This window comes from uncultured Algibacter sp. (assembly GCF_963976535.1).
In the GTDB taxonomy this organism is placed as follows: domain Bacteria; phylum Bacteroidota; class Bacteroidia; order Flavobacteriales; family Flavobacteriaceae; genus Algibacter_B.
The window spans coordinates 1-14342 of sequence record NZ_CAXBLF010000010.1; the positions used below are offsets into that span (position 1 = coordinate 1).

11 protein-coding genes are annotated in these 14342 nt (G+C 32.7%); 10 read left to right on the plus strand and 1 reads right to left on the minus strand.

The window, feature by feature from the left end:
- The first annotated feature begins 444 nt into the window (after nucleotides 1-444).
- The 10 genes from AAC024_RS04745 to AAC024_RS04790 all read left to right on the plus strand — a co-directional run bounded on the left by AAC024_RS04745 (nucleotide 445) and on the right by AAC024_RS04790 (nucleotide 12591).
- Entirely contained in the window at nucleotides 445-717 is a 273-nt protein-coding gene (locus AAC024_RS04745) for a hypothetical protein (protein ID WP_339894066.1), read from the plus strand.
- A gap of 100 nt (nucleotides 718-817) precedes the next feature.
- Nucleotides 818-1588, plus strand: a complete 771-nt coding sequence (locus tag AAC024_RS04750; protein ID WP_339894067.1) for a hypothetical protein — start codon at nucleotides 818-820, stop codon at nucleotides 1586-1588.
- Nucleotides 1589-1616: 28 nt separating this feature from the next.
- Nucleotides 1617-1907 (plus strand): hypothetical protein, encoded by a 291-nt coding sequence (locus tag AAC024_RS04755; RefSeq protein ID WP_339894068.1) that lies wholly within the window; start codon nucleotides 1617-1619, stop codon nucleotides 1905-1907.
- A 134-nt stretch (nucleotides 1908-2041) separates the two neighbouring features.
- Nucleotides 2042-2692: a TetR family transcriptional regulator C-terminal domain-containing protein gene (locus tag AAC024_RS04760; RefSeq protein WP_339894069.1), complete on the plus strand. Its 651-nt coding sequence runs from the start codon at nucleotides 2042-2044 to the stop codon at nucleotides 2690-2692.
- A 106-nt stretch (nucleotides 2693-2798) separates the two neighbouring features.
- Nucleotides 2799-4109 (plus strand): AarF/UbiB family protein, encoded by a 1311-nt coding sequence (locus tag AAC024_RS04765; RefSeq protein ID WP_339894070.1) that lies wholly within the window; start codon nucleotides 2799-2801, stop codon nucleotides 4107-4109.
- Between the two features lie 179 nt (nucleotides 4110-4288).
- Nucleotides 4289-6130: a wax ester/triacylglycerol synthase family O-acyltransferase gene (locus tag AAC024_RS04770; RefSeq protein WP_339894071.1), complete on the plus strand. Its 1842-nt coding sequence runs from the start codon at nucleotides 4289-4291 to the stop codon at nucleotides 6128-6130.
- 3 nt (nucleotides 6131-6133) lie between these two features.
- Complete coding sequence (locus tag AAC024_RS04775) at nucleotides 6134-7063, plus strand: lysophospholipase (RefSeq protein WP_339894072.1); 930 nt, start codon at nucleotides 6134-6136, stop codon at nucleotides 7061-7063.
- A 15-nt stretch (nucleotides 7064-7078) separates the two neighbouring features.
- Nucleotides 7079-8260, plus strand: a complete 1182-nt coding sequence (locus AAC024_RS04780; protein ID WP_339894073.1) for an alpha/beta hydrolase — start codon at nucleotides 7079-7081, stop codon at nucleotides 8258-8260.
- Nucleotides 8261-8266: 6 nt separating this feature from the next.
- Nucleotides 8267-11497 carry an HAD-IB family hydrolase gene (locus AAC024_RS04785; RefSeq protein ID WP_339894074.1) on the plus strand — a complete coding sequence of 1077 codons (3231 nt, stop codon included), beginning with the start codon at nucleotides 8267-8269 and terminating at the stop codon, nucleotides 11495-11497.
- Between the two features lie 86 nt (nucleotides 11498-11583).
- Complete coding sequence (locus tag AAC024_RS04790; RefSeq protein ID WP_339894075.1) at nucleotides 11584-12591, plus strand: NAD(P)H-dependent glycerol-3-phosphate dehydrogenase; 1008 nt, start codon at nucleotides 11584-11586, stop codon at nucleotides 12589-12591.
- Between the two features lie 496 nt (nucleotides 12592-13087).
- Here AAC024_RS04790 and AAC024_RS04795 read toward each other — a convergent pair whose 3' ends face one another.
- Nucleotides 13088-14302 carry an RsmB/NOP family class I SAM-dependent RNA methyltransferase gene (locus AAC024_RS04795; protein ID WP_339894076.1) on the minus strand — a complete coding sequence of 405 codons (1215 nt, stop codon included), beginning with the start codon at nucleotides 14300-14302 and terminating at the stop codon, nucleotides 13088-13090.
- Between the last annotated feature and the right edge of the window lie 40 nt (nucleotides 14303-14342).

Below are 14342 nucleotides of genomic sequence, written 5' to 3' on the forward strand. Positions count from 1 at the left end.
CATTCACTAGAAAATTTTTCAAAATAAACGATGCTCTCAAATTATTATTTAAATTCAATAGTGTCCGATTAAAATTTGTAGGATAGTCCGAACGATATATTGTGTATAGGCTAAAAGTTTTTTTTGAGATATGCCCCTTACTTTTACCACAAGTAAAAAATCAAAGTCTTTCTGAAATGAAAAATCTATTGTGAATTGATTATCAATTAGTTAAAACCAAGTCTTGATTCTATATTCTATCAGCGAAGCGGTCTTGGTTCTTTTATCGGACAATAATGATTTAAATTATTGAAACACCTGTTATTGCTGTGTTTTATTCTTCATACTTTAAGCTTTATTCCATTTTAATCTCTTTTTGAAAGCGAATTGCAACTCATTTGTAACTGCTTGATTATATGTTTGTACCATAAATTAATACATAGCACATTAAAACACTATAATATTATGGCAACTAAAACTAAAAAAGCGCAAACAACGATTATCGATACTACTGCAAACAAAGCATTAAAATTAGTAACTAAAGCAAATGATTTAGCGTTAAACACAACTGAAAAAGTAGTAACGAAGTCTATTGACTTAACCGAAAAAGGTTTAGGGCTTTCTTCTAAAATGGTGAAGAAAGGTTTAAAAGCGTCAGCAAAAAACCAAGACTTTGTATTTAATACATTAGAAACAGTAAAAGGGAAGGCTTTAAAGTTTTTACCAAAATTTAAATAATTAAAAAATAGGGCGCATACAAAAGTGTAACTCATTTGTAACTCACTGATTGTATGTTTGTACCAGAATTAAAATATTAATAAAATAAAAACAACATATTATGGCAACTAAAACAAAAACAGCAGCAAAAAAAGGGAACAAACCAAATGTTGCAAAAAAAGTAAACACAAGTTTAATTAATGCGTCTTTATCAGCAATTAATACAACAATTGATAATGGTGAAAAGTGGCAAAAACTAGCTTCTAAATTAATTAAGAAGTCAGAGAAAGTAAGAGAGCAACAAATTAATATGATTTTTGATACAGCTGAAACTGTAAAAGGTCAATTTATAGATGGTGCAGACAAAATGAAAGAATTAGTTGGGTATGATGCTGAATTAGTTGAGAAAGCTAAGGATATGGCAATGAATAACCCAGTTAGTAAAAAAGTAGTAGGAATAGTAGAAGATATTACTGAAAAAGTATCTGAAAACCCAATGGTTCAGAAAGCTGAAAAAGCTACTGAAGATTTAAAAAACAAGGGAATAGCTAAATATAATGACTTAAAAGGAGATGTGTTAAGGCAAGCTTCAAAAATCATTAATAAAGGTGAAGCTATAATCGAAGATGCTAAATCAACTCCTAAAGCTAAAGTAACTAAGAAAGCAGCACCAAAGAAAAGAGTTGTTAAAAAAGCAACTGCAACTAAGGCTAAAGCAACTAAAACTGTAGCTAAAGCTGCACCTAAGAAAGCAGTAGTTAAAAAAGCAACTACAACAAAAGCTAATGTAACTAAGGCGGCACCTAAAACAACTGTAGCTAAAACAGCAAGTCCTGTTATAAAAGAAACTGTTGCAAAAGTAGCTGAGGTTAAAGTTGAAGTAAATAAATAATTAGATTTAACTTATAATATAACTTAATATGAGCACAAAAAAATCAATGTTAGATACACCAAAGAAATTGGTAATTAAAGTACTAAATAGAACAAAAAGCAGTTTAAAATCTGTAAACGGTTATGCACTTAATACCACTGAAGAAGTAGTTTCTGAAGGAATAATTGTTGCAGAACAATGGCAAACTGTTGCCAACAAAGCGATAAAAGGTAGTTTATCATTGGCTGCAACCCAGCAAGATATTGTTTTTGATGCCTTAACAGGTGTAAAAAAACATGTTATGCTAAGTAAAAAGAGGTTTACTAAACTTATCGCATAGGTTAAAAGTATATTAATAGAATTGGTTGGAAGTAAAAACCAAGTTGCATATTATGTGTAGCTTGGTTTTTTTTTGTTTTGTAGTTTTTAGTTTAACCGAGTACATTTTGTACTTTTAAGGTTAAATATGGATTAATGTCTAAGAAAAATAAAATTGTAGCTTCAGAAATTATAACGTTTTACATGGATTATGTGGTCGAGCATAAGATTAAGCCAGACTCTGTAGAAGATTTTGCTAAGCTACATCAGTTTGATGACGTTAATTTTTATGACCATTTTGCATCATTTAAAGATGTAGAAAAGTCGATTTATAATGTTCTTTTTAAAAACGCATTACTTATATTAAAGGAAACTCCAGAATACCAAAGTTTTAGTAAAAAGAATAAGTTACTGAGTCTGTATTATACGTTTTTTGAAAATTTGGCACTTAATCAAGAGTATATTAAACTGAGTTTAAATGGCCTTGAAAACCAACTAAAAGCACTTTCGGTCTTTTCATTATTAAGACAAAGTTTTATTGGTTTTATAGATGAATTGAATTTGGAAACGTTGAATTTAAACGTGGATAGCATTGAAAATATTCAGAAAAAAACGATCAGAGAATCTGCATGGATACAATTATTATTTACCATGAAATTTTGGCTAGATGACACGTCTGATGCGTTTGAGAAAACAGATATTTTTATTGAAAAATCTATTAATACAAGTATGGAATTGTTAGATACCAAGTCGCTTCAGAATATTATAGATTTTGCGAAGTTTTTATATAAGGAAAAAGTGCAATAGCAGAAGTAGGAAGTAATGAAAATTTCATGACGTTGCATTTTATTACACAAAGGAATTTTGATATGAATGTTCCATGTGACCTAAAAAAAACAATAAGTTTAAACAGATGAAAACACTAAAAAATATACCAATCACTAAAATTCAACGGGCCTCAAAACTTGTGCAAACTGGCGCCAAAGTTGGTGTGAATTACCTCAAGTACTATGGTGATAAAATGGTAAATCCTATAGCTGATGCCAAAGAAAGATTAGACGAATCAAATGCTACAGATATATATGACAGCTTAAAAGATTTAAAAGGAAGCGCGCTAAAATTAGCACAAATGTTAAGCATGGAAAAGAATATTTTACCTCAAGCTTATGTTGATAAGTTTTCGCTTTCTCAATTTTCTGTTCCACCATTATCAGCACCATTGGTAATGAAAACCTTTAAAAAATCGTTTGGTAAATTTCCTAATGAGATATTTGATAATTTCAATTCTGAAGCAGAAAATGCAGCAAGTATTGGTCAGGTACATCGTGCTTCTAAAGATGGTAATTCACTTGCAATAAAAATTCAATACCCAGGAGTTGCAGACAGTATTTTATCAGATTTGGCAATGGTGAAACCCATAGCAATGAAAATGTTTAATATTAAGGGAGAACATTCTGATGTGTATTTTAAAGAGGTTGAAGGGAAGTTGTTAGAAGAAACCAATTATTTGTTAGAGATTGAACAAAGTCTAGAAGTTGTTGCTGCTTGCAGCCATATTCCAAATTTAAAATTCCCAAAGTATTATAAAGAGTGGTCTTCACAGCAAATTATAACTATGGATTGGATGGAAGGAATTCATCTTTCTGAATTCACAAAAATAAATACCAATCAAGATTTGGCAAATACATTGGGTCAAGCTTTGTGGGATTTTTATTTGTATCAAATGCACATCCTAAAAAAAGTACATGCAGACCCACATCCTGGAAATTTTCTAGTTTCGGAAGAAAAGAAATTAATAGCCATAGATTTTGGATGTATGAAAACAATACCCGAAGCGTTTTATAAACCTTATTTTGAGTTATTTAATAAAGATATTTTAGAGGATTCTAAATTATTTAATAACAAATTATTAGAATTAGAAATTTTAAGAAAAGAGGATACGAAAGAAGAAGTAGATTTTTTTACTAATATGTTTCACGATGTTTTAAGCTTTTTTACACAGCCATTTAGGGAAGAGACTTTTGATTTTTCAGATCCAAATTTCTTCGATAAAATTGCTGCTATAGGTGAACGTTATTTTAAAGATACAAGAACAAGAAACATGAATGCTAATAGAGGCTCTCGACATTTTATTTACATGAATAGAACTTTTTTCGGCCTGTTTAATTTAATGTTCGATTTAAAAGCGAAAAATATTAAAATAGAGAATTTCAAGTCGCTATGAAGTTGTAATTGATTTTATGCACAATTCGCTATCATTTTTAAATACTATGCGTGCATAGTATATGTGAAAAAAGCGTATCTTGCAAGAACCATAAAGCGACTTGTAATTGTGAAGTTTATACTTTCAAAATAAACAAGCAAACAAAGGAGTTTTAAAGTACAATCTAAAACGAATAATTAATGGCTAAAAAAATTGATTTGAAGGACATTATGCAAGATGCATTCGATTCTTCAATCCAGCAGATTTCAGGTTCTGACGCTGCATTTTTGTATGCAGAGTCGCCTACAAGTCCGATGCATATCGCAACGTTGAATATTGTTGAAGGTTCATTAAAATATGAAGACTTTAAAGAAATTATTGCATCTAAATTGCATTTAATCCCCAAATTCAGACAACGGTTACTTAATGTGCCAATGAATTTGGATTATCCGTATTGGGTAGATGATCCAAATTTTGATATAGACTTACATTTAAATCGTATAAGATTACCAGACCCTTCAAATTGGAAAACTTTGAGATATCTTACATCTAAATTGTTTAGTGCACCATTAGATTTACGAAGATCATTATGGTCAATTCATTTTATTGAAGGCATTGACGAGATTGCCCAAGTACCAAAAGGTTCAGTTGCTATTGTTACTAAAGTCCATCATGTTATGATTGACGGTAGTTCTGGTGTAGGCTTAATGGGTGTTTTATATGATAGTGATGAAAAGGGAAAGCAAAAAAAACGGTCTAAGCCAAAACCATTTAGTCCAGAACCTTTACCAGATGACATTAGCTTATTATTAAAAAGTGGTTATCAGTTTTTGAAAAATCCATTTAGAATTCCAAAAATAGTTGCAGAGTCAACGTTTAGTTTTATTAAAAGTAAAGCAGCCAAAAAACTAAGTATTCAAAGGGAATTTAGCTCAACAAAATTCCCGGTTCCAATAACTATTTTCAATGGTTCAATTTCGGCAAAAAGAACTTGGGGAACAGCCTTGTTGTCTTTTGAGCGTGTAAGTGCGCTGAGAAAAACAATGGGTGGAAGTATTAACGATGTGATTTTGGCTATTTGCGCAGGTGCAATACGACGTTATTTAATTGAAAAAGAAAAATTACCAATACATCCATTGGTGGCTAATGTACCGATATCGATAAGAGCAGAGAATAGCACAAAAATGGATAACCAGATTGCTAATATGATGATTCAATTAGCAACTCATATTGAAGATCCTTTGGAGCGTTTAGAGTATATCCAAGAACAAACTATGTTAGGGAAATCTAGTCACAATATTATGGGAGCAAAAGCCTTAGCTAAAATGGCCGATGTAGTACCTTTTGGTGTGGCAAATTTAGCTGCAGGCTTGTATAGTAAATACAATATTAAAGATTTACACAGACCACCATTTAATGTCACGATTACTAATGTTCCAGGACCAAGAGGCTTGCTTTATTTAAATGGCCATAAAGTGGTTTCAATTTTTGGTTTAACACCAGTTGTAGATGGTTTTGGATTAATTATAGCTGCATTTAGCTATAATGGACTAGTGAGTATTACAACAACTTCAGACGCTAAAACAATGCCTGATGCAGATGTGTTTTCAAAATATATTAGAGAATCTGCAAATGAATTGGAAGAGCAAATTAAAAATTTAGGAAAAGGTAAATTAGCCAATGAATCGACAAAACAAGTAAAAAGCAAAAGCACACCGTTTTTCAGAACTTTAAAAAAGTATTTAAAAGATAATCCAAAGCAAGTGAAAACACACAAAGGATTATATCAAATTCAAGTGGATTTAGGAGATACTACAGATGGTTGGGAGCTGGATCTTACTAAGGCAGCAGCAGTCATCAAGAAAAAAAAGAATTTAGATCCAAAAGTATTAGTTGAAATTGAAGATGAAAACTTATTTGCTTTGTATAAAGGTAAATTGCTTTTGGAGGAGTTGAAAATTCAAGGACGAATCAAAATAACAGGAACTGCAGCAAGTAAAGCAAAATTACTGAAGTTACTTACTGCATTTTTAGAACGCTAATCCATGCATTATAAAACAGATATATTAAAATCTACAGACGGAGAATCCTTTTGCTATTATAAATGGGTAGCAAGTCCAGAAGTACCTTTTAAAGGTGTTATACAAATAGCTCACGGCTTAGGTGAACATGCAGGTAGATATGATGATATAGCGCATCGTTTACAAGAAGAAGGATATTCCGTTTATGCGAATGATCATAGAGCACATGGTAAAACCGCTGAATTAAAACGCATGTTCGGCTATTATAATGGCAAGGCGTATTTTGAAGATTGCGTGGAAGACATGCATATGTTATCAGAGCTTATGAGATCTGAGCATCCTCAGTCAAAATTTATATTATTTGGGCATAGTATGGGCTCGCTTTTAAGTCGAAAATACGTTACCAAATATAGTACAGAATTAGATGCTTTAATTTTATCTGGAACAGCAAGTTTTATTAAAGGACTAGGAAGTATTGGACTTGTAACAGCATCAGTTATTGCAACATTTAGAGGAAGAGCACGAGGAAATGAATTTTTAAAATCCTTCTTTTTTGGTGAATTCAATAAAAAATTTAAGCCAAATAGAACAAAATTAGATTGGATTAGTAGTGATGATAAGCAAGTCGATTTATTTGCTAAAGATCCTTATCGTATCGAATATTTTTCACTTGGTGTATTTTTAGATATCATCAAAAATTCAAAAAAACTAAATAAACCTGAAGCCTTTAACGCTACACCAAAAAATTTGCCAATGCTTATATTTTCTGGAGATAAAGATCCAGTCGGTGAAATGGGCAAAGGTGTAATACGCGTTGTAAAACAATACGAGCGTCATGGAATGAGTGATTTAACCTTTAATTTATACGAAGGTGGAAGACACGAAATGTTAAACGAAACTAACGCTGAAGAAGTAAAACAAGAATTGCTGGATTGGCTAAAAACACGCATGTAAGACTAAAAATAAAGAATGGAAGAAACCCAAATTTTATATCGAATTTTTTCGCGCTTAGCAGTAGCTTTAGGAGTTTTAAATGGCATAGCATTAAAAGACGCTAAAGAACTTGTTATTGAACAAATTAAGGGGCTACGCTTTGAAGATGATATTAAAATATTGATTAATGATATTGATGAAGATGAGCATGAGATTATTGAGCAGCTACTTGCAGAAACTATTTTAGTTTGTGATGAATTAGGTTCGAGTCGTAATTATATAACGTTAGAAAATATTTTAAAACAAATCGCTGCGTCAATTTCCGAAGGACATAGTATAGAGGAATGTAAATACACTAATTCTATAGTAAATAGATTTAAAATGAATATTACTCTAATTAATAAAAAAATACCGCAACCTCCATTATTTAATATGATAATGGAAACAAGATCCTTGTTAGAATGGTCTTCGATTTACTGTTTATATCCATTTATTCCAAAACATATTAAAGGTAACGGGAAACCTGTATTGTTAATTCCACCTTATTTAGGTGATGATAATTCAACAACCTTTGTTAGAAAATATTTAAAATCTTTAGGTTTTAAAACCTATAAATGGGACTTAGGATTTAATATGGTTAAGTCGCATTATATCCCAAGATTAGAAGAAAAAATACATGATATTTTCCAAGAGCATAAGGAAAAAGTAAGTATCGTTGGCTGGAGTGGTGGTGGTATATTTGCAAAAATTATGGCTAATCGGCATCCAGATCAAGTAGAACAAATTTTAACGATTGGTTCTCCAATTTGGGGAGTAATGGATATGAAAACACCAGTGTATGGTGTATTAGAATTTTTTAGAGGAAAATCATTAAAGGAAAGAAACGAACGGTTTTTAGCTGAGCTAGAACCAATTCCAGAAGTACCTGTGACCTGTATTTTTACTAAAACCGATGGCTTAGTGCCTTGGAAACACTGTATAGAAGCAGAAACTTCTAGAAAGGATATAAAAAATATTGAAGTATATGGAAGTCATTCAGGTATGGGAGCCAATGTGAGTGTATTATTAGTTACAGCAAATATGCTTAGTGCAAATATACAAGGCAAGAAATTACGAAATGTGGGCTCAAATTATGAAAGGTTTCTGTATCCTAAATTTTGGACTAAAGCACTTAAAGCATTTAAAACTAAAAAATCAATTGCGGCAATTGTAAAGTAATAAGGTATGGATCATATTATTGAGCATCATAAATTTCAGGAAGCTTTAAAGCAAATCGCATTAGAGCAAGGTTTAGATCTTAAAGATGTAAAAAAGCAAGGTGCAAATTGTATAAAGGAGTTATATACACAGCAACACCCCATGACAAAATTAGTGTCAGTAAAGGGATTTGATTATATACTTTCCAGAGCTTATAATGATAAAATAGATGTCGATCCAAAAGGCATAAAAAAGCTCATGAAACTCATGCAGAAAAACTCTGTAGCGTTTATCATGACACATAAAACATATCTCGATACGTTAGTTTTAATCTCAACATTAGCAAGATACGGAATGCCAATTCCATATTCCTTTGGCGGAAGTAATTTAGCATTTCCAGGATTGAAACAATTAGGAAATAATGCAGGTTTCATATTTATACGTCGCAGCTTTAAAGATGATTTAATCTATAAAGCAGCTTTACGTCATTATATTTCTACGTTAATTGATAAAGGCGATCATTTAACCTGGAATATTGAAGGTACGCGTTCTAGAACCGGAAAAATTATCTACCCCAAAATGGGGATTTTAAAATATATAAAGGAAGGTGAGATACAGAGTGCAAGAGCTATAAAGTATGTGCCAGTTTCTATTGTTTATGACCTGATTCCAGATGTTAAGGAAATGACTGAAGAAGGTAAAGGACAAGCAAAAAAAGCAGAAAATGTAAAAGAGGCTGTTAATTATATTAAAAAACTCGGAAATGATTACGGGCGTGCAGCTATTCGTTTTGGAGAACCCGTTGAGATTGAAGAGCATCAGCAAGCCATCATTCCAGATATGGAAGAAGATAGCTATGCAGATATAAACACCTTGCCACGTTTTGCTTTTGAACTCATTCATAAAGCCAATGCCATTACGCCAGTTACTGCAGTGTCGTTGGTTTGTCATACGTTGCTTAATGATTTTGCTTTAACTAAAAAAGAAATTGAATTTAAGGTCAATAAGTTAATGACTTACATTGGTCAAAAACAAGAAGATGTCCTTATAGATAGAGGTAACAAGATTGGTGTTACCATTCAAACGGCTTTAAATTTATTACAAGGCGCCAGAATAATTCAGAAAAGTAGAGCAGGACAACGTGCACAATATAGTTTGGTTGCTACAGAGTATTTACCAGCAACTTATTATGCCAATATGGCTTCTGGCCATTTATACCATCAAGCCTTTATTGAGATGGCTTTGGTGAAAATAAAAGACGATACATCTGCGAACCGAATTACTCATTTCTGGGAGGAAATTATGAGGCTTCGTAATTTATTTAAATTTGAATTTTTCTATACAAATAAACCAAAATTCAGTAGCGAAATTGAAGCAGAATTATTGCGATTTGATCAAAATTGGAGAGCTGTTGTTGCAGATCCTAAAGGAGATATTTCGGCCTTGTTTAAGAAACAAGATTTATTTGTGTCAAGAACTATTTTGTTATCTTACTTAGAGGCAGATAAAGTCGTTTGTCATACACTTAATAGTTGGGATGTTGATGATGAATTTACTGACGATGAATTCATCGAATTAGCTATGTTTAAAGGAAAGGAGTTGCATTGGCAGTCTGAAATAACGCGCTTAGATAGTGTGTCTAAACCATTTTTAATTAATGCACTTCGTTTTGCTAAAAATGCTCATTTAATTCCAGTTGAAAGAAAATTGGATTATGATGGATTAGAGCACTGGAAAAATCAGTTAGATGATTTATCAGAACGTCTATTTTATTTAAAACAAATCGAAAATCTTCTCGACAAAAAAGACTTGACAGCACAGTCTTCTGAACACATCGTTGTTCCAGATTCTGGTAATGATGAAGTTCACCATGATGAAGCTGTAGAAGAAGGACCACATATTACGGCATTTTTTGATATGGATAAAACGTTAATCAATGATTTTTCTGCAAAAAAATTCATGACAACACGTTTGTTAAGTGGTAAAACAACACCAAAGGAATATCTAACACAATTTGCAACAGCTTTAATATTTGCAGCTGGAAATAGAGATTTTGAAGTGCTTACCAAAATTGCAGCGCTAGGAGTAAAAGGTATAGCCGAATCAGCATTTACAGAATTGGGCGTACAAGTTTTTACAGATTATTTGGAAGAAACCATTTACCCAGAATCTCGTGAATTAATTGAGAAGCATATAGAAAAAGGGCATAAAGTTGTGATTATATCAGCAGCAACAACTTATCAAATTGAGCCTATCGCTAAAGCATTAGGGATTAAAGATATATATGCCACAGAAATGGAATTGCGTAACGGTAAATTTACGGGTCGTGTTTCCGAAATGTGTTGGGGAGAAGGCAAAGCAAGAGCAGCTCGGAAATTTGCTAAAAAGAATGATATCGACTTATCTAAAAGTTACTTTTATACAGACAGTATTCAGGATTATCCTTTATTGAAAATTGTTGGAAAACCAGTAGCTACTAATCCTGATCAAAAATTATCTCAAGTTGCATTCGAAAATAACTGGCCTATTTTAAGATTTGAACATCCTGTTGAAAAACCAATGGTTAATGGGTTTAGAACTGCGTTGGCTGCTGCCAGCATTTATCCCTCTGCTTTTAAAGGCTTAGTAAAAGGTGCAATGACATTGTCTAGACAAGAAGCTGCAAATACTACGTTTTCAAGTATTGGAGATTTAGGTTCTAAAATGGCAGGTTTAGAAATTGCTGTAAAAGGGAAACATAATTTAGAAGAAATTAGACCAGCGGTTTTTTGTTTTAACCATCAAAGTGCAGCAGATTTCTTTATTGTAATGAAATTAATTCGTCATGATTTTACAGGTGTTGCCAAAAAGGAATTAGAGCGAACTCCATTCGGTCCAATTTTTACAGCCTTAGGAGCTATTTATATAGATCGCTCTAATAAAGCCAAAGCTATAGAAGCTATGAAGCCTGCTGTTGACGCCTTAAAAAATGGTGTTTCAGTAGCTATCGCACCAGAAGGAACTAGAAGTGGAAGTAAAGCTTTAGGGCCGTTTAAAAAAGGTGCTTTTCACTTAGCACTACAAGCAGGAGTTCCAATTATTCCAATAGTGATAAAAAATGCATACATGGCTATGCCAAAGGGAACAAGTATGTTTAAGCCAACCCATATAGAAGTGGTTGTTTTAGACCCTGTTGATACATCACTTTGGAAATTAAAAAATATCAATAAACATATTGAAGAGGTTCGGAATTTATACTTAAACGAATTAGAAAATTAAACGCATGAAACATCTATAACTAAATTTTAAGTCTCAAGAAAATGATTATATAGATGTAACATGTGACCTTTAAAAACAATAAAATCATGCAAACAAAACTAAACGTTGGAATACTGGGTGGTGGATCTTGGGGAACAACTGTTGCCTCATTAACGGCTAAAAATAGTAATACTATTTTGTGGGCAAGAAATGAAAATGCCGTTCGAGAAATAAATGAAGCACATACAAATTCAAAATATTTACCCGGAGCTAAATTAAACAAGAACTTAAAAGCATCAAGTTCTATAGAAGAAACAATTAGTAGTGCAGATGTGATTGTGATGGGAATCCCTTCGCAACATTTCAGGGAAGTTTTACGCATCGCAAAACCACATATTAGACCTTGGATACCAATCGTTAGTTTATCTAAAGGCTTAGAGTTGGATACCAAAATGCGGATGACCCAAATTATTGAAGAAGAACTACCTGGTCATCCAGCTGGCGTTTTAACGGGTCCAAACTTAGCTAAAGAAATACATTCTGGTCAAGCAGCAGCGGCCGTAATTGCTATGGTAGATAAAACCATTGCAAAGCAATTGCAACAAGTATTTAGTACAGGATTGTTTAGGGTGTATACCAACAATGATGTTATTGGTTGCGAACTTGGAGGTGCTTTAAAAAATATTATGGCAATTGCCACAGGAATGGGAGATGGTGCTAATGCAGGAGATAATACAAGAGCTGCATTAATAACCAGAGGGTTATCTGAATTAACCAGATTAGGAACTGCAATGGGAGGACGACGTAGAACGTTTTCTGGACTTGCAGGAATGGGAGATTTAGTGGCAACTTGCTCGAGTTCTAAAAGTAGAAATCATCATGTTGGTTTTCAAATAGGACAAGGAAAAAGTTTAGAGCAAATAATAGAAGAGATGAATGAAGTTGCCGAAGGGGTAAAAACCGCAAAGGTGGTTATGGAATTAGCTAAAGACTATAATGTTGATATGCCAATATCTAGGGAAGTATATAAAGTCCTTTACGAAGGAAATACAGTTAATGATGCCTTTAGAGGTTTAATTAAAATTGAAAGTGGCTCTGAAAAAGAACCAGGTTAGAATTATTTTGTTGTTTGAACAGTCCATATGGTGCTAATTATGTTTTCAAAGGAATGAATCATTAGGGCTTGATTTGTGTTTATTTAAATAAAATTATTATTGTTCGATAAAAGAATAAAGACCGCTGCGCTGATAGAATATAGAATCAAGAATTGATTTTAACTCATTGATAATCAATCTATAATGGATTTATCATTTCAGAAAGCTTTTGATTTTTTACTTGTTGTAAAAGTAAGGGGCATATCTCAAAAAAATCTTTTAGCCTATACCCAATCTATCGTTCGGACTATCTTACAAATTTTAATCGGACACTATTTAAAGAAAATGTAAATTCACTTCTTTTTAGTGGAATTTTCGGCAAAAATGTAATAGGGAAATTGCGAGTTATTCTGGGGTTTTGAACATAAAAAAAAGTGACGTGATTCTGAGTTTATACAAGAATCAAATCACTTTAGATTTTTATTTTTTTTATGATTAAAAAAAGCTCACACGGACACTATACGTTCCTTTCCAATAGCGCCATATAAAACCCATCAAAACCAGATTTATGAGACAAGACTTTATTATCCTTAACCAACGTAAAGTTTTCTCCGGATTCCGATTTTAAAAAGGTAGCCACTTGTTCTTGGTTTTCCGAAGGCAATACCGAACAGGTTGCATACACAAGTTGCCCGCCAACTTTAACCATTCTAGAATATTGTTGTAAAATCTCCTGCTGTGTTTTCTTGATTTTATCAATAAACTCAGGTTGAAGTTTCCATTTAGCATCTGGGTTTCGTCGCAATACACCAAGTCCGGAACATGGCGCATCAATTAAAACTCGGTCGGCTTTATCGTATAATTTTTTAATGGCTTTAGAAGATTCAATAACACGGTTTTCAATATTATGAGCACCATTTCGTTTTGCACGTCGTTTTAATTCATTCAATTTATTACTATAAATATCCATAGCAATAATTTGCCCTTTATTTTCCATTAAAGCGGCTAAATGCAATGTTTTTCCACCTGCACCTGCACAAGCATCAACAACACGCATGCCAGGTTTTACATTTAAATACTCTGCTACTAATTGAGAATTAGCATCTTGAACTTCAAAATGGCCATTTTTAAAAGCCTCTGTAGAAAATACATTAGCACGCTCTCTTAATTTTAGCGCACTAGGGTGATTATCTACAAAGTCGGTTTCTAAATCTAAATCAAATAAAGTAGTTTGTAATTTTTCTTTGGTTGTTTTAAGAGTGTTTACTCTCAAAATAACATCGGCTTGTTGATTTAGTGCTGCAATTTCTTTGCTCCAAATAGCATCGCCTAATTCTTTTCTTCCTATTTCATCCATCCAATCTGGAATAGATTCTTTCAATCTTCTCGTTTTTGAAAGTTCGTCATAGCGTCCTTTAATTTTTCGTAAAGGGGTGCCTTCAAAATATTTCCAATCGGGTAATTTTATTCCTTTTAAAGTGGCCCAAACGGCAAACATACGCCACAAGTTGTCACGATCAAATGGTTCCTTGACTTCAGCAATTTCAGCATACAAACGTTTCCAACGAACCATGTCATAAGTGGTTTCTGCAACAAAACCTCTGTCTCGTGCTCCCCAACGTTTATCACGTTTTAATAGTTGTTGAATAACTTTATCGGCATACTTTCCTTCGTTAAAAATTAGGGTTAAACCATCAATAACTGCAAAGCATAAATTTCTGTGTAATCGCATGTTGTTTAAATAAGGGTGCAAAGTTACGTTAAATGACACG

What these genes read in the sequence shown, in the direction of transcription:
- AAC024_RS04755 (WP_339894068.1), top strand. Translation starts at nt 1,617, where the DNA reads ATGAGCACAAAAAAATCAATGTTAGATACACCAAAGAAATTGGTAATT.
- AAC024_RS04790 (WP_339894075.1), top strand. Translation starts at nt 11,584, where the DNA reads ATGCAAACAAAACTAAACGTTGGAATACTGGGTGGTGGATCTTGGGGA.
- AAC024_RS04785 (WP_339894074.1), top strand. Translation starts at nt 8,267, where the DNA reads ATGGATCATATTATTGAGCATCATAAATTTCAGGAAGCTTTAAAGCAA.
- AAC024_RS04745 (WP_339894066.1), top strand. Translation starts at nt 445, where the DNA reads ATGGCAACTAAAACTAAAAAAGCGCAAACAACGATTATCGATACTACT.
- AAC024_RS04750 (WP_339894067.1), top strand. Translation starts at nt 818, where the DNA reads ATGGCAACTAAAACAAAAACAGCAGCAAAAAAAGGGAACAAACCAAAT.
- AAC024_RS04780 (WP_339894073.1), top strand. Translation starts at nt 7,079, where the DNA reads ATGGAAGAAACCCAAATTTTATATCGAATTTTTTCGCGCTTAGCAGTA.
- AAC024_RS04795 (WP_339894076.1), bottom strand. Translation starts at nt 14,302, where the DNA reads ATGCGATTACACAGAAATTTATGCTTTGCAGTTATTGATGGTTTAACC.
- AAC024_RS04760 (WP_339894069.1), top strand. Translation starts at nt 2,042, where the DNA reads ATGTCTAAGAAAAATAAAATTGTAGCTTCAGAAATTATAACGTTTTAC.
- AAC024_RS04765 (WP_339894070.1), top strand. Translation starts at nt 2,799, where the DNA reads ATGAAAACACTAAAAAATATACCAATCACTAAAATTCAACGGGCCTCA.
- AAC024_RS04775 (WP_339894072.1), top strand. Translation starts at nt 6,134, where the DNA reads ATGCATTATAAAACAGATATATTAAAATCTACAGACGGAGAATCCTTT.
- AAC024_RS04770 (WP_339894071.1), top strand. Translation starts at nt 4,289, where the DNA reads ATGGCTAAAAAAATTGATTTGAAGGACATTATGCAAGATGCATTCGAT.